Origin of the sequence: Luteimonas deserti (assembly GCF_013425765.1) — a bacterium.
GTDB classification, from domain to species: Bacteria; Pseudomonadota; Gammaproteobacteria; order Xanthomonadales; family Xanthomonadaceae; genus Luteimonas; species Luteimonas deserti.
On the sequence record NZ_JACCJZ010000013.1, the window covers coordinates 94,590 to 116,591 of the forward strand.

The window sequence follows — 22,002 nt, forward strand, 5'->3', positions numbered from 1 at the left end:
CGGCACAGGACACCAGCTCATGACCCAACGCAAGGGCATCATTCTCGCCGGCGGTTCCGGCACGCGGTTGTATCCGATCACCAAAGGCGTCAGCAAACAGCTGTTGCCGGTGTACGACAAGCCGATGATCTACTACCCGCTCAGCGTGCTGATGCTGGCCGGGATCCGCGAGGTGCTGATCATCAACACCCCGCACGAACAGGTGCTGTTCCAGACCCTGCTCGGCGACGGCTCGCAGTGGGGCATGGACATCCAGTACGCCGTGCAGCCGAGTCCGGATGGCCTGGCCCAGGCCTATCTGATCGGTCGTGACTTCGTTGGCGGCAAGCCGAGCTGCCTGGTGCTGGGCGACAACATCTTCCACGGGCACGGATTGACGGACACGCTGCAGCGCGCTGATGCCCGCAGCGACGGCGCCACCGTCTTCGGCTACTGGGTCCACGATCCGGAGCGCTATGGCGTGGCCGAGTTCGATGCGGCCGGCCGGGTGGTGGACATCGCCGAGAAGCCCGAACAGCCGCGTTCGCACTATGCGGTCACCGGTCTGTATTTCTACGATGGCCGCGCCAGCGATTACGCCGCCGAGCTCGCGCCCTCGCCGCGGGGGGAGCTCGAGATCACCGATCTCAACCGCCGCTATCTCGATGAGGGCGCGCTGTACCTCGAGCAGCTCGGCCGCGGCTATGCGTGGCTTGACACCGGGACGCACCAGTCCTTGCACGAGGCGTCGAATTTCATCCAGACCATCCAGGACCGGCAGGGCCTTCAGGTCTGCTGCCCGGAGGAGATTGCATTCGGCAACGGCTGGGTCGATGCCGAGCAGCTGTCTGCGCTCGCCCGGCCGCTGTCCAAGAACGGATACGGGAAGTACCTGATGTCGCTCGTCGAGCGGGGGGTCGTTCGTTGAAGGTCATCGAAACCGGGTTGCCAGGCTGCGTCATCATTGATCCCGCCGTCTTCGGCGATGCGCGCGGGTTCTTCTTCGAAACCTGGAATGCCGAACGCTTCGGCCAGCACGGCCTGCCGACGAATTTCGTGCAGAGCAACGTGTCGTCGTCATCCAGGGGCGTCCTGCGCGGCCTGCATTACCAGTGGCCGCGGCCGCAGGGCAAGCTGGTCAGCGTGCTGCGCGGCGAGGTCTTCGATGTCGCGGTCGACATCCGCCGGGGCTCGCCGACGTTCGGCCAATGGGAAGGCGTGGTGTTGAGCGGGGAGAACAAGCGTCAGTTCTGGATTCCGGAGGGCTTCGCACACGGATTCGCAGTGCTGTCCGACAACGCGGTCTTCAGTTATCTCTGTACGGATGTGTACGTGAAGGAGCACGACGCCGGCGTGCGGTGGAACGATCCCGCCATCGGTGTCGACTGGCAGGTCGACGCGCCGCTGCTCTCCGACAAGGACGCTCACGCCCCGCTGTTGGCCGACATTGCCGAGGATCGGCTGCCGGTATTCGCCGCATGACCTCGCTGGTCTTCGGCGCGAACGGGCAGGTGGGGCAGGAGCTGCTTCGCGCACTTGCGCCTCTGGGTGGTGTGGTCGGTACGACGCGGAGCGGCCTGTTGGCTGACGGCCGTGCGTGCCTGGCCGCCGACTTCTCGGACCCGGACTCGGTCGTCGCGCTGCTCGATGCGACACGACCGAAACGTGTGATCAACGCCGCCGCGTACACCGCGGTCGACAAGGCCGAGCGCGATTCCGTAGCCGCGCAAGCCGCGAACGCCGCGGCCCCCGGCGCGATCGCGCGCTGGTGCGCCGCGCACGACGTGCCGCTGGTGCACTACTCCACCGATTACGTGTTCGACGGCAGCGGCACGCGTCCCTATCGACCCGACGACGCCACGGCGCCACTCGGTATCTACGGCGCCACCAAGCGCGCGGGCGAGGCGTCGATCCGCGCCGCAGGCGGGCGCCATCTGGTGTTCCGCACGGCCTGGGTATACGCCGCCCACGGCCAGAATTTTCTGCGCACGATGCTGCGCGTCGGCGCCGAGCGCGACGTCCTGCGCGTGGTCGCCGACCAGGTCGGAACGCCGACGCCGGCGGCTCTGATCGCCGACGTGACCGCGCAGATCCTGCAGCAGGGCGCAGATCGGTCCGGCATCTGGCATCTCACGCCTGCCGGTCAGACCAGCTGGCACGGGTTCGCTGAAGCGATCTTCGCAGGCGCAGTCGAGCGGGGGCTGCTTGCCCGCGCACCGGCCGTCGAGGCGATCACGACGGCCGACTATCCGACACCTGCGCAGCGTCCTGCCTACTCGGTGCTCGACACCTTGACGCTGCAGCGCGACTTCGGCGTGCATCTTCCTTCGTGGACGGACGCGTTGTCCGGGGTCCTGGATCAGATGGCGGCCGACTCCGCCTGAGCGCGGAGATGGTATGAAGATTCTCGTCTGCGGCGGCGCCGGCTACATCGGCAGCCACATGGTGAAGTGGTTGAATGCGCGCGGCGTCGATGTCTGCGTGCTCGACAACCTGTCGACCGGGCATGCGGCCGCAGTGGGCGCCCGGCAGCTGGTCGTGGCGGATCTGCTCGATCCCGGCTCGCTCGAGGCGGCGTTCGCCCGCGGCCCCTTCGACGCCGTGATGCATTTCTGCGCGCGGTCGCTGGTCGGTGAATCGATCCGCGAGCCGCTGGGCTATTACGAAAACAATGTCGTCGGCACGCTCAACCTGCTGCAGGCGATGCAGCGCCACGGTGTGGGGCGGATCGTGTTCTCGTCCACGGCGGCGATCTTCGGCGAGCCGATCGCCGCGCGGATCGACGAATCACACCCCAAAGCCCCGATCAATCCCTACGGAGCCTCGAAGCTGATGGTCGAGCGCATGCTGGCCGATGCCGCCGGCGCGTATGGACTGCGCTCGGTGTCCCTGCGTTACTTCAACGCCGCCGGGGCCAGTCCGGAGGGTGACATCGGGGAAGCGCATGCCTGCGAGACCCACCTGATCCCAAACGTGCTGCGCGCGGCACTCGGGGTCGGCGATGCGTTGTCGGTCTTCGGTGACGACTGGGACACCGAGGACGGCACCTGCGTGCGCGACTACATCCATGTCGACGATCTGGCCCAGGCCCATTGGCGGGCCCTGGCCCATATGGATGCCCAGCCGGGTGCCCATGTCTTCAACCTCGGCAACGGGCAGGGGTTCTCGGTCAGGCAGGTAATCGAAGCGGCGGAACGGATCGCCGGGCGCACGGTCCCGCATTCGATCGCGCCGCGTCGCGCGGGCGACCCGGCGACGCTGGTGGCGTCGAGCGCACGGGCGCGCGACGTCCTCGGGTGGTCACCGGTCTACACCTCGCTCGAGTCGATCATCGAAACCGCCTGGCGCTGGCACCGCGCCCCGAGGTTCTGAGGCGCGGTCCACCAACGGACCAGGCCATCCGATCCAATCCTGGATCCTGTTGCGCCATGGGGCGGGCCCGGGATCACACGCGGCCGTAGGTGTCCTCGAAGCGCACGATGTCGTCCTCGCCGAGATAGCTCCCCGACTGCACCTCGATCAGTTCCAGCGGCACCTTGCCGGGGTTGCGCAGCCGGTGGGTCACGCCGAGCGGAATGTAGGTGCTCTGGTTCTCGGCGAGCAGGAGCACGTCCTCGCCGCGTGTGACCTCGGCCGTGCCACTGACGACGATCCAGTGCTCGGCCCGGTGGTGGTGCATCTGCAGGCTCAGCGTCGCGCCCGGCTTGACGGTGATCCGTTTGACCTGGAACCGCGGGCCCTGGTCGATGGAATCGTAGGCGCCCCAGGGCCGATACACCTTGCGATGCCAGGCAGCCTGCGGCAGATCCCGTGCCTTGAGTGCAGCCACGACGTCCTTGACCTGCTGGATACGGTCGCTGCGGCCAACGAGAATCGCATCGGGCGTTTCCACGACGATCGTGTCTTCCATGCCGATCATCGCGATCAGGCGCTCGCCGTAGGCGTAGGTGGCGCGGCAGTCGATCGCTACGACCTCGCCATGGTGCGCATTGCCGGCAGCATCCTGCGGCGAGACTTCGCGCAAGCTGGCCCACGAACCGACATCGCTCCAGCCCGCGTCGAGCGGCATCACCACTGCGGCGTCGGTTTTCTCCATCACCGCATAGTCGATCGAATCCGACGGACTCGCAGCGAAGGCATCGGCGTCGAGACGGGTGAAGTCCACGTCCTTGCGCGCGGTCGACCAGGATGCGCGGACCGCCGCCAGGATGGCCGGTGCGTGACGCTCGAGTTCGGCGAGATAGACATCGGCCCGGAACAGGAACATGCCGCTGTTCCAGAAATGATCGCCGGATGCGACGTACGCCTGGGCGCGTAGAAGATCCGGCTTCTCGACGAAGGCGTCGACCGGCGCTGGACCCTCGTCATCGCCCATCGTCGCCTTGATGTAGCCGTAGCCGGTTTCCGGCCCTCGCGGCACCACACCGAAGGTCACCAGCTTTCCGGCCTCGGCCGCAGGCAGTGCGGCCCGCACCGCGGCGTGGAACGCCTCGGGCGTCTGCACCACGTGGTCGGACGGCAGCACCAGCAGCACCGCGTGGGGCGTGTCGCGCAGCGCTTCGAGCGCGGCGGCGGCGATCGCCGGCGCGGTGTTGCGGCCGACTGGTTCGAGCACGATCGCCGCCGGCGTCGCACCGACCTGCTGCAGCTGCTCGGCAACGACGAAGCGGTGGGCCTCGTTGGCGACCACGATCGGCCCGGCATGTCCGGCCAGCGGCGCTGCACGCAACCAGGTCGCCTGCAGCATGGTGTCCGTACCGACCAGCGGCAGGAACTGCTTGGGATGCATCTCGCGTGAGAGTGGCCACAAGCGCGTACCGGAACCCCCCGACAGCAGAACGGGAACGATGGTGGACATGGCGGCCTCAGGCCCCGCCGGACAACAGGTCGGACAGTTCACGGGTCCGCCTTTCGAGCAGCGCCAGGTCCGCGCGGGTTTCGATGTTCAGCCGAAGCAGGGGTTCGGTGTTGGAGCTGCGCAGATTGAAGCGCCAGTCGCCAAAGTCGGCGCTGATTCCGTCGGTTCGATCGATGGCCGGCGAATGCGACGCGTAGTGCGCCATGACGCGATCGACCGCGGCTGCCGCATCGGCCACCCGGAAATTGATCTCGCCGCTGCAGGGAAATTTCGCGACCCGTTCGGCCACCAGATCGCCGAGCGAACGGCCGCTGGTCGAAACGAGTTCGGCGATCAGCAGCCACGGGATCATGCCCGAGTCGGCGTAGGCGAACTCGCGGAAATAATGATGCGCACTCATTTCGCCGCCGTAGACCGCATCCTCTGCGCGCATCTTTTCCTTGATGAACGCGTGGCCGCTCTTGCACAGCACCGGCACGCCACCGGCGGCCTCGACCTGCTCCACCGTGTTCCAGACGAGGCGGGGGTCGTGCACGACCTTGCCCCCCGGCTGCTTGGCGAGAATTGCCTCGGCCAGCAGGCCGACGAGGTAATAGCCTTCGATGAAGGCCCCCGTTTCGTCGAAGAAAAAGCAGCGGTCGAAGTCCCCGTCCCAGGCGATGCCGAAATCCGCCCCGTGCGCGCGAACCGCATCGGCGGTGGCCTGCCGGTTCTCGGGCAGCAGCGGATTGGGAATGCCGTTCGGAAAGCTGCCGTCGGCTTCATGGAACACGCGGACGAACTCGAACGGCAGGTGGGCGGCCAGCAGATCGACGATCGTGCCGGCGCCGCCGTTCCCGGCATTCACCACGAGTTTGAGCGGACGCAGCGCGCTGCGGTCGATGTAGCCGAGCAGGTGCTCGATGTACGCGCTCTTGTCCGTGGCCGGAGTCTCGCGCCCGGGCCGGGCGGCAGGTGCCGGCAGATCGCCGGCCTCCACCGCGTCGGAGATCGCGAACAGGCCGGTGTCGGAACTGATCGGCCGGGCCTGCTCGCGCACCAGCTTCATCCCGTTGTAGTCCATCGGGTTGTGGCTCGCGGTCACCATGACGCCGCCCGCCGCGCCGAGATGGTCCACCTGGAAATAGACTTCCTCGGTACCGCCGACGCCGATGTCGATGACGTCGCGTCCTTGGCTGCGCAGGCCGTCGGCCAATGCGGCCTGCAGCTCCGGGCTGCTCAGGCGTACGTCACGGCCCAGGACGATCGCGCCCTCGGGCAGCTGCGCCGACAGCGCGATCCCGATGTCGCGGGCGAGCGCGGGATTGAGTTCGTCGGGCACGCGGCCGCGCAGGTCGTAGGCCTTGAAGGCAGGCAGGGGCATCGGAGCGTCCATGGCGGGGGGAATGGGCCGATTCTAGCGTCTCGCGTGTGCGGCCCCGTCGTTACCCACTGCACCAAGGTCCAAGGCCGGAACCTCCGGCAGCAGATAGAATGGACGCCCGTTGCGCCATGAGGATCGAGATGAGCGAGCAGAGTTCCGCCGCGGGTCGACGCGGCAAGCACTATCCCGACGCGGCGTCCGCGCTCGCCGACATCGTGGCCGACGGCCAGACGCTGGCGGTCGGTGGCTTCGGCCTGTGCGGCATTCCCGAGGCCCTGATCGCCGCCCTGCGCGATTCCGGCGTCAAGGGGCTGACCGCGATTTCCAATAATGCGGGTGTCGACGGCTTCGGGCTCGGGCAGCTGCTGGAAACCCGGCAGATCCGCAGGATGATTTCCTCCTACGTGGGCGAGAACAAGGAATTCGAACGCCAGTATCTCGGCGGCGAACTGGAGCTCGAATTCAATCCGCAAGGTACGCTGGCCGAGCGCCTGCGCGCCGGTGGCGCGGGAATTCCGGCGTTTTTTACCGCGACCGGCTACGGCACGGTGGTCGCCGAGGGCAAGGAGACACGCGAGTTCGACGGCAAGCATTACGTGCTCGAGACCGCGCTCACTGCCGACGTCGCACTGGTCAAGGCGTGGAAGGCCGACACGGCTGGCAACCTCGTGTTCCGGAAGACCGCGCGCAACTTCAACCCTGCCTGCGCGATGGCCGGCAAGGTCTGCGTGGCCGAGGTCGAGGAGCTGGTGGCCGTCGGCGAAATCGACCCCGACCAGGTGCATCTGCCCGGGATCTACGTCGACCGCATCGTCGTCAACGCGACACCCGAGAAGCGCATCGAGCAGCGCACCGTGAGCACCGGAGGAGCGAACTGATGGCCTGGACCCGCGATGACATGGCCGCGCGCGCGGCGCGCGAGCTGACTGACGGCGCCTACGTGAACCTCGGCATCGGCCTGCCGACGCTCGTGGCCAATCACATTCCCGACGGCATGGACGTCTGGCTGCAGAGCGAGAACGGCCTGCTCGGGATCGGCCCGTTTCCGGTGGATGCCGAGGTCGACGCCGACCTGATCAATGCCGGCAAGCAGACCGTCACCGCGCGCAAGGGCGCGAGCTACTTCGGCAGCCACGATTCGTTCGCGATGATCCGCGGCGGGCACATCGACCTGGCGATCCTGGGCGCGATGCAGGTGACCGGCCGCGGCGACCTCGCCAACTGGATGGTGCCCGGCAAGATGGTCAAGGGCATGGGCGGCGCGATGGACCTGGTGGCCGGCGTCAAGCGCGTGGTCGTGCTGATGGAGCATGTGGCGAAGGACGGCAGCCACAAGATCCTGCCTGAATGCACGCTGCCGCTGACCGGCGTGGGCGTGGTCGACCGGATCATCACAGACCTCGCAGTGTTCGATGTCACGGCCGAGGGGCTGGTCCTGGTGGAGACCGCGGACGGGGTGGACCCCGAAGACCTCAGGAGCAAGACCGGCGTGGACTTCGCACCCGCGCGCTGAAGGCGTCAGACCGGGCGGGCCGGTCCGGCGGCTGCGGGGACCCGGCCGCGGCCACTGAAGGCGTCGTCCACGCCGATGCCGGCCAGCCACGGTGCGCTCCAGCGTCCCCGGCCCACGCATTCCAGCGGGATCTGCGCGGCCCGCGCATCGAAGGCCAGTTCGGCGGCCAGCGGGCCGGCCGCGCTCAGCGCGTCATCGATGAACGCCAGCGCCGCGGTGTGCACCGTCTCGATGACGCTCCACTGCGCCGCATCGGGACCCTGGGCGGCGTAGACCGGACGGTGCATGCCGCCCTGTGTATCGAAACCGGCGAACTGTGCATGCGGCGCGGTCAGGACCGATTCGAGCAGAAGATCGTGCGCAAGGATGGCGGATGGCCCGGTATCGGTCCGCGCGTCGTGATAACGCGCCTGGGCCCGGCCTGTGCCCGACAGCCGCTCCTGCGCGCGGTGATCCAGGGCGAAATAGGCGCCGTCCACCGAGCGGTCCAGGAGCCGCGACAGGTTCCGCTGGATCGTGCCGGCGTAACCTAGGTCCACCACCAGAGCGCGGTGCTCGCCCACCGTGTCGTTCCAGTATGCCTGGTAGGCATCGCGTGCAGACCGCGCCAGCGCGAGCAGGGCGTCGGTGGCAGGTGCCAGGCGTGCAGCCACCGTGTCCCGCATTTCGGGCAGGAAGATCGCCTGATCCATGCCCTCGGATCCGATGATCGCCGCGACTGCCGATGCAGCGGCAGCGCCCAGCCTCGCTGAGACCAGCTCGGCCAGCGAGCCGTTGAAGCTGCCATCCAGCGCGGTCCGCATGTCCTCGGCATTCCGCAGCGCGGCGAGACCGGTCGCCTGTCGTGAGGCCAGCAGGTAGTGCCCGAGCACGTCGGACCAAGCAGGGTGGGCTGCGCGCAGGCGCTCGAACGCCTGCGCCAGCAGATAGCCTTCCCGGCTCAGGAAGAGCAGCCGGTCGACCCCCTGCTCCCGCGCCTCGCGCGCGAGCCAGGTCAGAAAATCCAGAACAAGCGGGCCGAGAACCACATAGCCAAAGGTCTTGGGCGTGATCTGCAGTGGTCCGAGGAATACGTCGGGAGTGGCGTCCGCGAGCGCACTGAAATGGTTGGCGACCAGGCCCAGCGCCAGTTGATCGGGCCATGCCGCACCGATTCCGGCGCGCAACGGCCGCAAGGCCGGCACGACATCGAGCAATGCAGCGGCGCGCAGGACGTGCACAGGGGTGATCATCCCCTGCCAGTGCGGTTGCTGCACATCCGCATGCTCGTTGTCGCCAATGTGCAGGCACGCTGACAATGGAACGTGCTCATTTTCTGCGAGCACGGGCCACGCATCGCCTGCATCCTTGCGCGCGCCGGTCTCGCAGGACACGTACCAGTCCGACATGTGTTCGACAACGAGCCCCGGGAGCACGTTGCGCAAGGTATCTGCGGGCAGATACATGTCTGAGAGTGCCACCATGCGCCTGCCCCGCCGCGGGATGGCTGCGAGTGCCTCCAGCAGGCCATGCCTCGGCCGGAGGAGCCGACGTTCCGTCTCGATTTCGATTTCACGCAGTCTGTCAGGCTGGATGTCAGGAACCAGCTGCGCCATCTCGGCGTATATCTCATCGAGCTTCGGATCGCGTTGCAGATGCACGCGTGCTCGCGACTCGGCTCTGGCACGCAGGTCGACAAAGTCCGCGAGTCCCAGCGACAGCTCGACAACACGCGCCAGATAGCGGCGCGCGCCTTCGGGTGTGAGAAACGGCCGCTGGACCAGGGTGTCGAACACATCGACCGAGATCAGTCGCGCGTCGACGGCCGTCGCGGCGATGCGCTCGATCAGCGGTTCGAGAAAATACGTCTGCCAGTTGCGCTCGCCCTCGAGCGACAGTGCCGGCGTGTGGTCCCGAGGCAGAACCGCCGACAGGTAGCCTGCGGCGCGGACAACCCCGACGAACAGGCGTTCGATCGCGTGCTGCAACGTACCGTCGAGCTGCCCCGACTCCTCGGGAAATGCCTCGAGCGGAAGGCGCAATGCGAACAACGGCTGGAGTGCGGCGCTGCGTGCCCAGAACATCGACCCTGCCGGCATGTCGATGTAACCATGCGGGTCGATCGCGACACCAAGCTGCTGCGAGATCGTCGCTGCCGCAGTGACATTGCTCAACCAGGTATGTCCCCAGAGCGGGATGCTTTCGTGGCTCTCGGGATAGACAAGACCAAGCTTGGGTTCCGCCGCGAACATACCGAGATGCCAGGCGATGCGCTCGCGGCTTCCGAGTAGCGCATCGAGCAGGTAGGTCCTCCACTGATCCTGTGTCCGCCCGGTATACAGCGACTTCTTGCTGTGCAGATGGCCGATGATATCCAGCCCCAGAATCTGCTCGCGGAAGGTCACGAGCAGCGGCGCGATGTCGCGTCCGCGATTGGGCACCTGCACGATTTCGAGCCGGGTGACGCCGTCGATCTGCGCGAATGCCGCATGCACTGCCTGTTCGGCATCGGCGTCCGTCACGGACACCAGCAAAACGAACGGCACAGGCATGCGCGACAGAGCCGCCGCGAACTCGTCGGCCAGGTCGGGGTAGAACATATGCACCATGATCCCGACGCGGAAGGTGTCCGCAGCGACAGGCAACGGAGCCGGAAACACGTGATCCGTTTCAGGCCGCACGGGCGGGGGAGGCACCCGTCCTGCGGCGTGGATGCGGGCGATCACCCCGCGCGGGCCGAGTGCCCTCAACATCCGCCATGCCCGTGTGGCGACAGCCGCAAAGCCGCGCACACCTCCGCCCCGCACCTCGATGCTGCGGCGTACCGCACGCAGCAGGCCATGGACGCGGGTGCTCATGGCGACGATGTCAGGGTGGTGCGTTGCGCACGGGCAGCAGAAAGGCGATCGATCATCCCGGCGATTGTCGCGGGTCGGGCCCGGACGTCGCAAACACCCGGTCGCTGCGACACTCTTGGGCGATGCGAACCCGTCATGCCCGCGACGACGAGCCACCGGACAGTGTGGAACATCACCGCGGCTGGTTGCCCATGGATGAGGCGAACCGGCTGTACGCGGTGCTGGAGCAGACCCTGCCATGGACCCGCCACCGCCTGCGCATCTTCGGGCGTGAGATCGAAGCGCCGCGTCTGAGCTGCTGGATCGGTGATCCGGGCGCGAGTTACGGGTATTCGGGCGCACGGTTCGAGCCGGTGCCATGGCCGGCGATCCTGGGACCGGTGCGGGATGCGGTCGTTGCGAGCACGGGCGCGCATTTCAACAGCGTGCTCGCGAATCTCTACCGCGACGGGGACGACGCGATGGGCTGGCACAGCGACGACGAGCCCGAGCTGGGGCCGCGCCCGGTCATCGCATCGCTCAGCCTGGGGGCCACGCGGCGCTTCGTGATGAAGACGCGCCAGCCCGGGCCGGATGCGCGATGCCACGCGTTCACGCTCGACCATGGGAGCCTGCTGGTGATGCGCGGCGACACCCAGGCCCGCTACCGGCACGCGCTGCCGCGCACCGCCCGCGCAGTGGGACCGCGGATCAATCTGACGTTCCGTCTGGTGGGTGTTTCCGCATGCGTCGAACCGGCGGAGCGAAGGCGCGGACCGCGCGCCTGAGGCCTCGCGCGACGCCCGGGTCGGACCCCGTATCGGCCGAGCCGGACGATACCCGGCAGCAGCCGGGTTCAGCGCGTCGCGGCGGGGCGGCGCTGGTGCGTCGCCTCGTGCCGGTTGCCGACCTCGAGAATCCAGCCGGTCATCTCGCCGCCCACGGACTGCAACGCCGCGCCGAACGCCTCGACGACCTGTGCGACCTCGGTGCTGGACGCGGGCTGCGCGACGAGGAAGGTCCGCGACTCCACGACCGTCTGGTCGATGTTGTGGATCAGCTTGGCGTTGACCTCGATCGTCGCTGCCGGCAGGGCATTGCCCGCGTAGTCGGCCTCGAACCGGCGCAGGTCCAGCACGAGCTTGTAATCGGCGGTGATCCCGGCGCCCTGGCGTGCGACGGCGTTCATCCTTCCGGAATCCTCGAGCGTGCGCAGCACGGCGTCCTGCAGCATGTCGGTGGGGGTCTTGGCCCAGCTGGCGCCGCGGTAGACCTGGAGCTCGCTGGGCGTCGGGCGGACCGCGATGCGGAAGCTGTCGATCATGCGCGCGGCGGTCGGTGGACTCAGCGAGAGCTGCCACTCCGCGCGCGGCCAGGCCGGATCGGGCTGCACGCGCGGGTCGGGCGCATAGATGGTGGCGCGCTCGCGGTCGCCGCCGCCGCCGAGCAGCGACGAACAGCCACCGGCGATCACGATCAGCAGCGCGGCGCCGGCCAGGGACAGCGTGCGCAGCATCGCGGGAGAGGTGCTCATTCGGGTTCGAATTCCTTCGGCGCATCGCGACCGAGCAGATAGCGGGCGGGGTTGGCATCGAGACGGTCGCTGATGCGGCGCAGATCGCGGACCAGCGAACGCAGCTCACCGAGAGTCGGACCCAGTTGCGACAGGCCATCGTTGGCGAAGCTGCTGATCGCCGCACGGTTCTCGTTGAGGATGGTGTCGGCCCCGCCGGCGGCCGAGTCCATCCGGGCGAGCGTGCTTTCCAGCTGCGCCACCAGGCCCGGGAGCTTCTGCACCAGCTCGCGATCGAAGCTGGTCATCGCCCGGTTGGTCGTGGTCAGGGTCTGCTCGAGCTGTTCGCTGGAACGGCGGACATTGACGATGATCGCTGCGAGATCCTCGCGCTGGCCGGCGACCGAACCGGTCATGCCCTCGATGTTCTCGAGCGTATTGGCGATGCGTGCCACGTTCTCCTCGCTGAGCACCTTGTCCAGGCGTTCGACGAGGCGGTTCGCGGTGTCGGAGATGTTCTGCAGCGCCGAGGCCTCGGTCTGGATGACCGGCACCTCGTCGCGTTCGCCGGGCAGCAGCGGCTGCGCCTCGGGCGACCCACCGGTGAGCTGGATGATCGGCGAACCGGTCAGGCTGGTCATCGACATGCGCGCACGGGTGTCGGTCTTGACCGGGGCGTTGGCCTGCAGGCGCAGACGGGCGATCACCTGGCGCGGGTCCTCGGGCGCGAGCTGCAGGCTGTCGACCGTGCCCACGGCGATGCCGTTGTACTGGACGCTGCTGCCCTCGCTGAGCCCGGTCACCGGCTCGCGGAAGATCACGTCGTACTCGTTCCAGCTGCGGTCGGAGGAATACTTCGCCGCCCACAGTGCGAAACCCAGCAATGCGAGCGAGGCGACCAGCGTGAACGCGCCAATCAGGATGTAGTTGGCTTTGGTTTCCATGACTCAGTCGGCTCCGGGGGCGTCGGCCTTGGCATCGCGCGCGGCACGACCCCGCGGGCCGTGGAAATAGTCCTGGATCCAGGGATGGTCGATCCGTTCGATCTCGGCCACCGGCGCCACCGCGACCAGCTTCTTGTCGGCGAGCACCGCGATGCGGTCACAGATAGCGTACAGGGTGTCGAGATCGTGTGTGATCAGGAACACGGTCAGGCCGAGCGCTTCCTGCAGCGTGCGGATGAGCCGGTCGAACGCCGCCGCGCCGATCGGATCCAGGCCGGCGGTGGGTTCGTCCAGGAACAGCAGCGGCGGATCCAGCGCGAGCGCGCGCGCGAGTCCCGCGCGCTTGCGCATGCCGCCGGACAGCTGCGACGGCAACTTGTCGAGTGCGTCGGCCGGCAGGCCCGCCAGTTTCACCTTGAGCAGCGCGAGTTCGTAGCGCAACGAATCGCGCAGCCCGGGATGATGCTCCTTGAGCGGCACCTCGACGTTCTCGCCCACGGTCAGCGACGAGAACAGGGCGCCGTCCTGGAACAGGACACCGGTGTTGCGCTCGATGTGCCGGCGGTCCTCGGGGTCGCCGGACAGCGCGTCCACGCCGAGCACGTCGATGCTGCCGCCCTGCGGCGCGCGCAGGCCGAGGATGGCCCGCATCAGCACCGACTTGCCGGAACCCGAGCCGCCGACGACGCCGATGATCTCGCCGCGCCGCACGTCGAGGTCCACCCCGTCGTGGACGGTCTGCTCGCCGAAGCGCGTGACCAGGCCGCGCACGCGGATCGCGACGTCGTCATGCGTCGCGTCGGGGCCGGGCGCCGTCGGGTCGACGGCCCGGTCTTCGGGATGCGGTGTCGCGTCTCGGGCCACCGTCACCATCCCATGTGCATGAACCAGATCGCGGCGAACGCGTCCACCACGATCACCAGCGAGATCGACTGCACTACGCTCGAGGTGGTGCGCTCGCCCAGCGACTGGGCGGTGCCCTTGACCTGAAGTCCTTCGAGACAGCCGATCAGCGCGATGATCATCGCGAACAACGGCGCCTTCGACATGCCCACCAGAAAGTGGCGCAGTTCCATCTGCTCGTGCATGCGCGACATGTAGGCCTGCGGCGGGATGTCGAGACTGAAGGCGCCGACCGTCAGTCCGCCGACCAGGCCCGACACCATCGCGATGAAGGTGAGCAAGGGCAGCATCACCATGAGCGCGAGCACCCGCGGGATCACCAGCAGATCCACCGGGTCGAGGCCGAGCGTGCGGATGGCGTCCACCTCCTCGCGGCCCACCATCGCGCCGATCTGCGCGGTGAACGCGCTCGCCGTGCGTCCGGCGAGCAGGATCGCGGTGAGCAGCACGCCGAACTCGCGCAGGAACGCGATCGACACCAGTTCGACGACGAAGATCGTCGCTCCGAAATCGGCGAGCACGCTGGCGCCGAGAAACGCGATCACCGCGCCCACCATGAACGACAGCAGGGCCACGAGAGGTACGGCGTCCAGGCCGACCTGCTCCATGTGGTGCACGGTCGAGACCACACGCAGCCGTCGCGGTGCCAGCGCCAGGCGCGCCAGCTTGGTCAGCGTCTCGCCCATGAAGCTCACCAGCGCGACGATTTCGCGACCGTTGTCGTGCATCGTGTAGCCGAGCCGGGCGAGCGCGGCGGCCACGCCGAAATCACGCTTGGGCCTGGGCCGGTCGTCGTTGACGTCGTCGATCGCCTCGACCAGCGCATGGTGGTCGCGCCGGAACTCGAAGCCGCCGAAATCCAGACCCTGCTTGTCGGCATACCGCACGAGCTGCAGCACGCCCAGCGAATCCAGCCGGTCCACGCCGCTGGCATCGACCTCGCGCACGGCCCCGTCGATGCCGCGCAGCACGGCGTCGATGTCGCTCGCGTGTTCCAGCGTCCAGTGACCGTGCAGCCGCAGCACGCCGTCTTCGGCGTCGGCGCTGGGCTGTGCATGGGCAGGGACGGTCATGCGGTGACGGGTCCGGTGAGTGCGGTGAACCGGGCGAGGATACCGAAATCCCGCGTGAGTCCATGCATCACGCCGGTCGCGGCTACCGGGCGGACCGGGTGGCATGCGATCCTGTCGCGATGACGCGTCCCACGTCCTTCTCGTCCACCAATTACGCCGTGCGCATCGCCTTCGTGGTCGAGCTGGCCGAGCATCTGCACGCCTACGGCACCACCGCGCAGCGTCTCGAGGGCGCCGTGGTCGCGGTGACCCAGCGCCTCGGACTGGATTGCGAACCCTGGGTCAACCCCACCGGCATGATCCTCGCCTTCAGCGACCCGCTGCGGCCGCCGGGCGACAGCGACACGACACGCGTGATCCGGATGCCGCCCGGCGATGTCGACCTCTACAAACTCTGCGAGACCGACCGCATCGCCGAGCAGGTGATGTCCGGCGACATGGACATCGCCGAGGGCCACGCGGCACTGCGCGCGCTCGACGCTCGCCAGCCGGGCGCGGTGGGCAAGGTGCTGCAGGTCCTCGGCTTCGCACTCGTGGCCGTGGCGGTCGCGGGCCTGTGGCGGCTGCCCTGGGCGGATATCGCGACGGCGGGCACCATCGGCCTTCTGATCGGCCTGCTCGACCTGGTCACCCGGGACGGAAGCCGTCTCAAGGAGGCCGGCGAAGCCGTGGCCGGCATGCTGGCGGGCTCCGTGGCGATTCTGGTCTCGGCCTTCGTCGTGCCCCTGAACCTCAATACGGTGATCATCGCCTCGCTGATCGTGATGCTGCCGGGTATGGCGCTGACGAATGCGATGAACGAGCTGACCAGCCAGCACCTGATGTCGGGTACCGCACGTTTCGCCGGTGCGGTCACCACCGTGCTGAAACTCACGATCGGCACGATCATCGCGCTCGCGCTGGCGAACATCTTCGGCATCTCGCCCAACGTGCGCGCACTGCGGCCGCAGCCCGAATGGGTGGAGTGGGGCGCACTCGTGGTGGGCTCGGCGGCGTTCGCGATCCTGTTCCGGGCCGCGCGGCGCGACGTGGTGCTGGTGATGGCGGCCGCCGCCTCGGGCTATCTGATTTCGCGCTGGGTGGGCGCGGCACTCGGCGCGAACGTCGGCCTGTTCGCGGCCGCCCTGATCGTCACCGCGGCCGGCAACGGCTACGCGCGCTGGGCCAATCGTCCCGGTGCCCTGGTGCGCGTGCCGGGCATCATCATGCTGGTCCCGGGCAGCAACAGCCTGCGCGGGCTGATGACCCTGGTCCAGCAGCAGAACGTGGCCGCCGGACAGGAGGCCGCCCTGCTGGTGATGAACATCGTGCTGGCGCTCATCGCGGGCTTGCTGTTCGGCAACCTGTTGTTGCCCACACGCAAGAATCTCTGACGGCACGGGCGCCGTCGCGCGCTCGGAGGACAAACGAAAAAGGCGCCGCTCGGGCGCCTTTTTCAGCAAGCGGGGGCGCCCGATCACTTGATCAGGAATTCCTCGATCTTCTTGCCCTTCTTGATCTGCGCGGCCAGCCACAGCGGCTGCTTGCCGCGGCCGGTCCAGGTTTCGGCCTTGTTGGCCGGGTTGCGGTACTTGGGCGGCACCTTGCCCAGCTTGCGCCCCTTGGTCGAGCTCGTCCGCCCCGCGCTCTTGGCGGCACGCGGCGCGGCGTTCGCGCCTGCGGCGCCGAACAGTTCGGCAACGCTGTAGCCCTCGGCAGCGGCCAGCTCGGTGAGCTTCTTGCGCACCGATGTGATCGGCTTGCGCTTCTTGAGCGTGGTCTTGCGCTCCTTGGCCTGGGCAATCAGCGCATCGAGCTGTTGCGGGGAAAACGCATTGAGATCAAACGCCATTCTGTCGACTCCGGAAGGTTAATCGGGGAAATACCGGTCCATGGCATTGCCGGCATCATAATCGCGAAAATCCCGTTCCACAAATCGGCAGTATTTCTCGCCGCCGGCGATCCGGCGGCGAGGCGAGAGTTTTCATGCCGGGCCCCGCCGCGCGCGTCGCGCGCGGCGGGTCAGGGTGCGAGACGCTGGAACAGCGTTTCCCGGTCGAGATTTTCCGACTCTCCCGCACGCCGCGCACGGTATTCGTAGGTGCCGGCGGCCAGGCCGCGGGCCGAAACCACCACGCGATGGGGAATCCCGATCAGTTCGATGTCCGCGAACATCGACCCGGGGCGCAGGCCGCGATCGTCGAGCACGCTCTCGATGCCGGCGCTCTGCAGTGCGCGATAGAGCGTTTCGGCCGCCTCGACGACATGGGTCTCGTTCTTCGGATTGATCACGCAGACCGCGACCTGCCAGGGGGCCATCGCCGCAGGCCAGACGATGCCGGCCTCGTCGTGGTTCTGCTCGATGGCCGCCGCCACGATGCGCGACACGCCCACGCCGTAACAGCCCATGAAGGGCACCGTGGCGGTGCCGCTGGCGTCGAGCACGCGAAACCCCATCGCTTCGGCGTATTTGCGGCCGAGCTGGAAAATGTGTCCGACCTCGATTCCGCGCACGAGCTTCAGTTCGCCCCCGTCTTCGGCGCGGTCCCCCGCCACCACGTCGCGGATGTCGGCCACCACGTCCGGTTCCGGCAGGTCGCGGCCCCAGTTGACTCCGGCCAGATGCGCGCCCACGGCGTTGGCACCGAAGACGATGTCGGCCATCGCGGCGACCTCGCGATCGGCGACCACGCGGAGCGCACGTCGTGGCGCCACCGGGCCGAGAAACCCGGGCTCGCTGCCCAGATAATCGGCGATCTCGGCTTCGGTCGCGAGACGGTAGTCCGCAAGCCCGTCGACCTTGGCGAGCTTGATCGGGTTGATCGCGTGGTCGCCGCGCACCAGCGCGAGGACGAAGACGTCGCCCGCCATCAGCGCGACCGACTTCGCCGTGCGTGCGAGCGGAATGTCGAGCAATGCCGCGACCGCCTCGCAGGTTTTCTGCGTCGGCGTGTCCACGCGGCGCATCGGCTCGCTGGCCGCCGGGCGCGGGGCGGGCGCGGCCGCGCGCGCGGTTTCCACGTTCGCCGCATAGTCCGATGCGGTGGAGAACGCGATCGCGTCTTCGCCCGACTCGGCCAATACGTGGAACTCCTGCGACGCGTCGCCGCCGATCGCGCCCGAATCCGCCTGCACCGCGCGGAAATCCAGGCCGAGGCGGCTGAAGATGCGCGTGTACGCCGCATGCATCGCCTGGTACGAGGCCGCCATTCCCGCTTCGTCGATGTCGAAGGAGTACGCATCCTTCATCAGAAACTCGCGCGAGCGCATCACGCCGAAGCGTGGGCGGATCTCGTCGCGGAACTTGGTCTGGATCTGGTAGAAATTCACCGGCAGCTGCTTGTAGCTCGCGAGTTCGGCGCGCGCGAAGTCGGTGATCACCTCCTCGTGCGTCGGGCCGTAGCAATACCAGGCGTCCTTGCGGTCCTTGATCTTCAAGAGCTGGCCGCCGAACTTTTCCCAGCGCCCGGTTTCCTCCCACAACTCGCGCGGCTGCACCGAGGGCATCGACAGTTCACAGGCGCCGGCGGCGTCCATCTCCTCGCGGACCACGTGCTCGACCTTGCGCAGCACCCGCAGGCCCAGGGGCGACCACGTGTAGATGCCGGCGGCGAGCTTGCGCAGCATGCCGGCCTTGAGCATCAGCTTGTGGCTGACGACTTCGGCATCGGCGGGCGTTTCCTTTTCGGTGCGGAGATGAAACTGCGACAGGCGCATCGGCGGAGTCTGGCTCGGAGTGGGCCGGGCATTGTGCCACGCGGTCCGCCGGGCCCTGGCGGTCGATCCGGGCGCTCGCGTCGGTCGCGGTGCGCACGCCGAGACCTGCAATGGCCGGACGCGATACGAGGCGAACGCGGGACAGGACACACACGCATGCGCGGCGCGCGGACACTCCGCCCGGGAACGGGCCACGCTATCCGGGGCGGACCGATCGTGTTGCGTCACGACGCGATCCGCGGACGGCGTCGGCACCCTTTCAGCGTCGGCGAGTCGCGGCGGTCTCCCATCGGCCCGGCCCGGGCACCACGACGTCGACGGCCTCCCGTCCGCATCGACCGGATCGCCATCGCGCGTCGCTGACAGGCGCGCCCTGACCGGTCGATCGAATCGGGAGCCGGTCGCATGCCGCAGCGAGCCGCATGGCGGCATGGCGGACAGGGGCGGCAGCGCGCCCCCCCCCCTTGGATTCAGCGGCAGTAGGCGCGGGCGGCTGCGCGGGCGAGTTCGAGCTGGGACGTCCGCGCTGCCGCGTCGAGCTCACGCGCCGTGCCGTCCGCGCCCACCTGCTGCACGGGTCCCTGGCCTTCCAGCGCGGCGATGTTCGCGCGCGCCAGTTCGCAGTGGTTCGGCTCCTGGGCACCCGTCGCCGGCGCCGCGGTCGTCGCGGCGGGCGTGGCCGCGGCGGCGGTGGGGGTCGGCACCGCGGTGCGCCCCGTCAGGTCGCGGACCTCGAAACGCGTCCCGCTCGGAGGTGGGGTCTGCGAATAGTGGGTCACGCCGTTGGCGTCCCGCCAGCTGTAGACCTCGCCGGCGACGAGGGGGGCGGACGCGACCGCCAGCAACGCGAGGAGGGCGACTTCGATGCGGCGCATGGCAGGTCCGGACGGGGTGGGGGATGGCGCGGATTGCAGCACTCCGGCGGCAAGCGCGCAACTGCGCTGCCCCGCCCCGGTCCGCGGCGCTACACTCGTGACCATGAGCGAACCCGATTCCCTGCCGCGCCGTGGGCGCGGCATCTACCTGTTGCCCAACCTGTTCACGACCGCAGGCCTGTTCGCGGGGTTCTTCGCGATCATCGCCGCCTCGCAGGGCCGTTTCGCCGCGGCCTGCATCGCGATCTTCGTGGCCGGCATTCTCGACGGCATCGATGGTCGGGTGGCACGCCTGACCAATACCCAGAGCGAGTTCGGCGTGCAGTACGACTCGCTCGCCGACCTGGTGAGCTTCGGCATGGCCCCGGCGCTGGTGATGTACCACTGGTCGCTGCTGGCGATGCGGCTCGACGGTCCCACGCTCGGCAAGATCGGCTGGCTCGGTGCGTTCCTGTACGCGGCCTGCGCCGCGCTGCGCCTGGCACGGTTCAACAGTCAGGTGGCCACGGTGGACAAGCGGTACTTCGTCGGCCTGGCCAGTCCCGCGGCCGCCGGCGTCATGGCCAGTTTCGTGTGGACCTGCCACGAGCTGCGCCTGGTGGGCGAGGACCTGCGCTATGCCGCGCTCGCGGTGACGATCGTCTGCGGCCTGCTGATGGTCAGTCGCGTCCGCTACACGAGCTTCAAGGGCAGCGGCAGCGGGCCCAAGGCGGATCGCGTGCCGTTCGTCACCCTGGTGATCGCGGTCGGCGTGCTGATCGCGCTGTGGATCGATCCGCCCAAGACGCTGCTGGCCGCGTCGGTGGCCTACGCATTGTCCGGACCCGTGCTGTGGCTGATGCGCCGCCGCGGGGGCGTCGGCGAGGCCGCGCCGTGAGCTGGGATCCCGTACAGATCGCCGCGCTCGATGCGCTCGGGCACGTGCGCTACCGCGTGCACATGCCGGGGCAGACCCTGCCCGAGGATGCGCTGCTCGACGCGCTGTTGCGGGCCTCCGGTCGGGGACGCGACGACGCCGATGCGTTCGCGCTCTATCGCAGCTTCGGCGCGCTGGATGCCCTGCGCCGTGCGGATGCCAAGCGCGCACTGTGGCCGCGCCTGCGCGGGCTGCGCCCGCGGTGAGCATGGCCACGCGCGCCTACCGGTCCGGCATGGAAACGGCCGCGGTCGCGTTGCGACCGATGCGCACCCAGGACCTCGACGCGGTGATGGCGATCGAGCGGCGGGCCTATCCGTTTCCGTGGACGCGCGGCATCTTCGACGACTGCCTGCGCGCGGGCTATCCGGCGTGGGTCCTGCTGGGCGGTGATGGGCTCGTCGGCTACGGCGTGCTGAGCATCGCCGCGGGCGAGGCCCACGTGCTCAATGTCTGCGTGGATCCCGGCATGCAGAGCCGTGGCCTCGGACGGAAGCTGTTCCGTGCCCTGATCGACGATGCCACGCGGCTCGGCGCGGCGCGCGTGTTCCTCGAGGTCCGGCCGTCGAATCCGGCCGCGATCGCGCTGTACCACGACGAAGGCTTCAACGAGATCGGCCGGCGTCCGCGCTACTACCCGGCCCATGACGGGCGCGAGGACGCGATCGTCATGGCCCGCGAACTGGCGTTCGGCTGAGCGGGGACCGCGCCGGCCCTGCGCGCGACACCGCCCGCACCCCCCCATCGACGGACGACCGGATGAGCGACTCCCGCAGTGACACCGACAAGCGCATCGCGTTGCTGATCGACGCCGACAACGCGCCGGCGGCCAAGATCGACGTGATCCTGGCCGAGATCGCGCGCCACGGCGTGGCCAACGTGCGCCGGGCCTACGGCAACTGGAAGAGCCAGCACCTCTCGGGCTGGGAGAAGGTGCTGCACGAGTACGCGATCCGCCCGATCCAGCAGTTCGCCTACAGCACCGGCAAGAACGCGTCCGACATGGCGATGGTCATCGACGCGATGGACCTGATGTACGCACGCAACCTCGACGGGTTCGCGATCGTGTCCAGCGATGCCGATTTCACTCCGCTGGTGATGCGCTTGCGCAACGACGGCTACGGGGTCTACGGCTTCGGCCAGGAGAAGACGCCGGCGCCGTTCGTCAAGGCGTGCTCGACGTTCCTGTACCTCGAGAAGCTGCGCGCGCTCGGCGAGAGCGACTCCGGTGGCGCGGTGAAGCCCAGGACCACCGGCGAGCTCCAGGGCGACCGTGAGCTGTCGCAGCTGCTGCGCAACGCGGTGGCCGCGGAGGCCGACGACGACGGCTGGACCCATCTGGGCTCGGTCGGCACGCACGTGCGCAACCAGGGGTCGTTCGACGCCCGCAACTACGGCTATCGCAACCTCAGTGCGTTGATCGAGGCGACGGGTTTGTTCGAGGTGCGACGCGAGGGCCAGGCGGTCGAGATCCGCGAGGCGCCGGTGCCGGGGCCGACGCGGACGCGTGGACGCCGGAGTCGCCCGGGCAGCTGAGCGCCGGCCGCGGCGCG

22 protein-coding genes are annotated in these 22,002 nt (G+C 68.5%); 12 read left to right on the plus strand and 10 right to left on the minus strand.

Annotated elements, in window-relative coordinates:
* Positions 1-19 precede the first annotated feature (19 nt).
* Genes rfbA through galE form a run of 4 tightly spaced genes read left to right on the plus strand, consistent with a single transcriptional unit; the run spans position 20 to position 3,351 of the window.
* Positions 20-907 (plus strand): glucose-1-phosphate thymidylyltransferase RfbA, encoded by an 888-nt coding sequence (rfbA, locus tag H0E82_RS05775; RefSeq protein WP_180544497.1) that lies wholly within the window; start codon positions 20-22, stop codon positions 905-907.
* On the plus strand, positions 904-1,461 hold the full coding sequence (gene rfbC / locus H0E82_RS05780; RefSeq protein WP_180544498.1) for a dTDP-4-dehydrorhamnose 3,5-epimerase: 558 nt from the start codon (positions 904-906) through the stop codon (positions 1,459-1,461). Before rfbA ends, rfbC begins: the two co-directional genes overlap by 4 nt.
* Complete coding sequence (gene rfbD / locus H0E82_RS05785) at positions 1,458-2,363, plus strand: dTDP-4-dehydrorhamnose reductase (RefSeq protein ID WP_180544499.1); 906 nt, start codon at positions 1,458-1,460, stop codon at positions 2,361-2,363. Before rfbC ends, rfbD begins: the two co-directional genes overlap by 4 nt.
* A 13-nt stretch (positions 2,364-2,376) precedes the next feature.
* Positions 2,377-3,351, plus strand: a complete 975-nt coding sequence (galE, locus tag H0E82_RS05790; protein WP_180544500.1) for a UDP-glucose 4-epimerase GalE — start codon at positions 2,377-2,379, stop codon at positions 3,349-3,351.
* A gap of 73 nt (positions 3,352-3,424) precedes the next feature.
* Here the strand turns inward: galE and H0E82_RS05795 are convergent, their stop codons facing one another.
* Together H0E82_RS05795 and H0E82_RS05800 are read right to left on the minus strand one after the other, a co-directional pair.
* Complete coding sequence (locus H0E82_RS05795) at positions 3,425-4,837, minus strand: mannose-1-phosphate guanylyltransferase/mannose-6-phosphate isomerase (RefSeq protein ID WP_180544501.1); 1,413 nt, start codon at positions 4,835-4,837, stop codon at positions 3,425-3,427.
* Between the two features lie 7 nt (positions 4,838-4,844).
* Positions 4,845-6,200 (minus strand): phosphohexomutase domain-containing protein, encoded by a 1,356-nt coding sequence (locus H0E82_RS05800; RefSeq protein WP_180544502.1) that lies wholly within the window; start codon positions 6,198-6,200, stop codon positions 4,845-4,847.
* A gap of 140 nt (positions 6,201-6,340) precedes the next feature.
* Here H0E82_RS05800 and H0E82_RS05805 point away from each other — a divergent pair, with 140 nt between their 5' ends.
* Both H0E82_RS05805 and H0E82_RS05810 read left to right on the plus strand, forming a co-directional pair.
* Positions 6,341-7,078, plus strand: a complete 738-nt coding sequence (locus tag H0E82_RS05805) for a CoA transferase subunit A (RefSeq protein WP_180544503.1) — start codon at positions 6,341-6,343, stop codon at positions 7,076-7,078.
* Positions 7,078-7,713, plus strand: coding sequence for a CoA transferase subunit B (locus H0E82_RS05810; RefSeq protein WP_180544504.1), 636 nt, complete (start codon positions 7,078-7,080; stop codon positions 7,711-7,713). Before H0E82_RS05805 ends, H0E82_RS05810 begins: the two co-directional genes overlap by 1 nt.
* Before the next feature lie 5 nt (positions 7,714-7,718).
* On the opposite strand, the gene H0E82_RS05815 is transcribed toward H0E82_RS05810, so the two are convergent.
* On the minus strand, positions 7,719-10,790 hold the full coding sequence (locus tag H0E82_RS05815; RefSeq protein WP_328796976.1) for a rhamnan synthesis F family protein: 3,072 nt from the start codon (positions 10,788-10,790) through the stop codon (positions 7,719-7,721).
* Between H0E82_RS05815 and H0E82_RS05820 the strand changes: the two genes are divergently transcribed.
* A complete protein-coding gene (locus H0E82_RS05820) occupies positions 10,742-11,317 on the plus strand; it encodes an alpha-ketoglutarate-dependent dioxygenase AlkB family protein (protein ID WP_235974215.1) in 576 nt (191 codons plus the stop codon). The two genes, H0E82_RS05815 and H0E82_RS05820, sit on opposite strands and share 49 nt — an antisense overlap.
* Positions 11,318-11,385: 68 nt before the next feature.
* Here H0E82_RS05820 and H0E82_RS05825 read toward each other — a convergent pair whose 3' ends face one another.
* The 4 genes from H0E82_RS05825 to H0E82_RS05840 are packed head-to-tail and all read right to left on the minus strand — an operon-like array spanning position 11,386 to position 14,962.
* Positions 11,386-12,045 (minus strand): ABC-type transport auxiliary lipoprotein family protein, encoded by a 660-nt coding sequence (locus H0E82_RS05825; RefSeq protein WP_425600324.1) that lies wholly within the window; start codon positions 12,043-12,045, stop codon positions 11,386-11,388.
* 14 nt (positions 12,046-12,059) lie between these two features.
* Positions 12,060-12,986, minus strand: coding sequence for an MlaD family protein (locus H0E82_RS05830; protein WP_180544508.1), 927 nt, complete (start codon positions 12,984-12,986; stop codon positions 12,060-12,062).
* A 3-nt stretch (positions 12,987-12,989) separates the two neighbouring features.
* Entirely contained in the window at positions 12,990-13,850 is an 861-nt protein-coding gene (locus tag H0E82_RS05835) for an ABC transporter ATP-binding protein (RefSeq protein ID WP_425600320.1), read from the minus strand.
* 2 nt (positions 13,851-13,852) lie between these two features.
* Positions 13,853-14,962, minus strand: a complete 1,110-nt coding sequence (locus tag H0E82_RS05840) for an ABC transporter permease (RefSeq protein WP_235974192.1) — start codon at positions 14,960-14,962, stop codon at positions 13,853-13,855.
* Between the two features lie 119 nt (positions 14,963-15,081).
* Between H0E82_RS05840 and H0E82_RS05845 the strand changes: the two genes are divergently transcribed.
* The gene (locus H0E82_RS05845) at positions 15,082-16,335 is read left to right on the plus strand and encodes a threonine/serine exporter family protein (RefSeq protein WP_180544511.1); all 1,254 of its coding nucleotides are present in this window, start codon (positions 15,082-15,084) and stop codon (positions 16,333-16,335) included.
* Between the two features lie 83 nt (positions 16,336-16,418).
* On the opposite strand, the gene H0E82_RS05850 is transcribed toward H0E82_RS05845, so the two are convergent.
* The 3 genes from H0E82_RS05850 to H0E82_RS05860 all read right to left on the minus strand — a co-directional run bounded on the left by H0E82_RS05850 (position 16,419) and on the right by H0E82_RS05860 (position 19,533).
* Entirely contained in the window at positions 16,419-16,793 is a 375-nt protein-coding gene (locus H0E82_RS05850) for an H-NS histone family protein (RefSeq protein WP_180544512.1), read from the minus strand.
* Positions 16,794-16,963: 170 nt separating this feature from the next.
* Positions 16,964-18,658, minus strand: coding sequence for a proline--tRNA ligase (locus tag H0E82_RS05855; protein ID WP_180544513.1), 1,695 nt, complete (start codon positions 18,656-18,658; stop codon positions 16,964-16,966).
* 470 nt (positions 18,659-19,128) lie between these two features.
* On the minus strand, positions 19,129-19,533 hold the full coding sequence (locus H0E82_RS05860) for a DUF4124 domain-containing protein (RefSeq protein ID WP_180544514.1): 405 nt from the start codon (positions 19,531-19,533) through the stop codon (positions 19,129-19,131).
* 103 nt (positions 19,534-19,636) lie between these two features.
* Between H0E82_RS05860 and pssA the strand changes: the two genes are divergently transcribed.
* The 4 genes from pssA (at position 19,637) to H0E82_RS05880 (ending at position 21,985) form a co-directional block, all read left to right on the plus strand.
* Positions 19,637-20,410: a CDP-diacylglycerol--serine O-phosphatidyltransferase gene (pssA, locus tag H0E82_RS05865; protein WP_180544515.1), complete on the plus strand. Its 774-nt coding sequence runs from the start codon at positions 19,637-19,639 to the stop codon at positions 20,408-20,410.
* Entirely contained in the window at positions 20,407-20,655 is a 249-nt protein-coding gene (locus H0E82_RS05870) for a hypothetical protein (RefSeq protein WP_180544516.1), read from the plus strand. Before pssA ends, H0E82_RS05870 begins: the two co-directional genes overlap by 4 nt.
* Positions 20,656-20,657: 2 nt before the next feature.
* The gene (gene rimI, locus H0E82_RS05875) at positions 20,658-21,146 is read left to right on the plus strand and encodes a ribosomal protein S18-alanine N-acetyltransferase (RefSeq protein ID WP_180544517.1); all 489 of its coding nucleotides are present in this window, start codon (positions 20,658-20,660) and stop codon (positions 21,144-21,146) included.
* A 62-nt stretch (positions 21,147-21,208) separates the two neighbouring features.
* The gene (locus H0E82_RS05880; protein WP_180544518.1) at positions 21,209-21,985 is read left to right on the plus strand and encodes an NYN domain-containing protein; all 777 of its coding nucleotides are present in this window, start codon (positions 21,209-21,211) and stop codon (positions 21,983-21,985) included.
* Positions 21,986-22,002: the final 17 nt, after the last annotated feature.

What these genes read in the sequence shown, in the direction of transcription:
- rfbA (WP_180544497.1), top strand. Translation starts at nt 20, where the DNA reads ATGACCCAACGCAAGGGCATCATTCTCGCCGGCGGTTCCGGCACGCGG.
- rfbD (WP_180544499.1), top strand. Translation starts at nt 1,458, where the DNA reads ATGACCTCGCTGGTCTTCGGCGCGAACGGGCAGGTGGGGCAGGAGCTG.
- galE (WP_180544500.1), top strand. Translation starts at nt 2,377, where the DNA reads ATGAAGATTCTCGTCTGCGGCGGCGCCGGCTACATCGGCAGCCACATG.
- H0E82_RS05795 (WP_180544501.1), bottom strand. Translation starts at nt 4,837, where the DNA reads ATGTCCACCATCGTTCCCGTTCTGCTGTCGGGGGGTTCCGGTACGCGC.
- H0E82_RS05800 (WP_180544502.1), bottom strand. Translation starts at nt 6,200, where the DNA reads ATGCCCCTGCCTGCCTTCAAGGCCTACGACCTGCGCGGCCGCGTGCCC.
- H0E82_RS05805 (WP_180544503.1), top strand. Translation starts at nt 6,341, where the DNA reads ATGAGCGAGCAGAGTTCCGCCGCGGGTCGACGCGGCAAGCACTATCCC.
- H0E82_RS05810 (WP_180544504.1), top strand. Translation starts at nt 7,078, where the DNA reads ATGGCCTGGACCCGCGATGACATGGCCGCGCGCGCGGCGCGCGAGCTG.
- H0E82_RS05820 (WP_235974215.1), top strand. Translation starts at nt 10,742, where the DNA reads ATGGATGAGGCGAACCGGCTGTACGCGGTGCTGGAGCAGACCCTGCCA.
- H0E82_RS05815 (WP_328796976.1), bottom strand. Translation starts at nt 10,790, where the DNA reads ATGGCAGGGTCTGCTCCAGCACCGCGTACAGCCGGTTCGCCTCATCCA.
- H0E82_RS05825 (WP_425600324.1), bottom strand. Translation starts at nt 12,045, where the DNA reads ATGCTGCGCACGCTGTCCCTGGCCGGCGCCGCGCTGCTGATCGTGATC.
- H0E82_RS05830 (WP_180544508.1), bottom strand. Translation starts at nt 12,986, where the DNA reads ATGGAAACCAAAGCCAACTACATCCTGATTGGCGCGTTCACGCTGGTC.
- H0E82_RS05840 (WP_235974192.1), bottom strand. Translation starts at nt 14,962, where the DNA reads ATGACCGTCCCTGCCCATGCACAGCCCAGCGCCGACGCCGAAGACGGC.
- H0E82_RS05845 (WP_180544511.1), top strand. Translation starts at nt 15,082, where the DNA reads ATGACGCGTCCCACGTCCTTCTCGTCCACCAATTACGCCGTGCGCATC.
- H0E82_RS05850 (WP_180544512.1), bottom strand. Translation starts at nt 16,793, where the DNA reads ATGGCGTTTGATCTCAATGCGTTTTCCCCGCAACAGCTCGATGCGCTG.
- H0E82_RS05855 (WP_180544513.1), bottom strand. Translation starts at nt 18,658, where the DNA reads ATGCGCCTGTCGCAGTTTCATCTCCGCACCGAAAAGGAAACGCCCGCC.
- H0E82_RS05860 (WP_180544514.1), bottom strand. Translation starts at nt 19,533, where the DNA reads ATGCGCCGCATCGAAGTCGCCCTCCTCGCGTTGCTGGCGGTCGCGTCC.
- pssA (WP_180544515.1), top strand. Translation starts at nt 19,637, where the DNA reads ATGAGCGAACCCGATTCCCTGCCGCGCCGTGGGCGCGGCATCTACCTG.
- rimI (WP_180544517.1), top strand. Translation starts at nt 20,658, where the DNA reads ATGGCCACGCGCGCCTACCGGTCCGGCATGGAAACGGCCGCGGTCGCG.
- H0E82_RS05880 (WP_180544518.1), top strand. Translation starts at nt 21,209, where the DNA reads ATGAGCGACTCCCGCAGTGACACCGACAAGCGCATCGCGTTGCTGATC.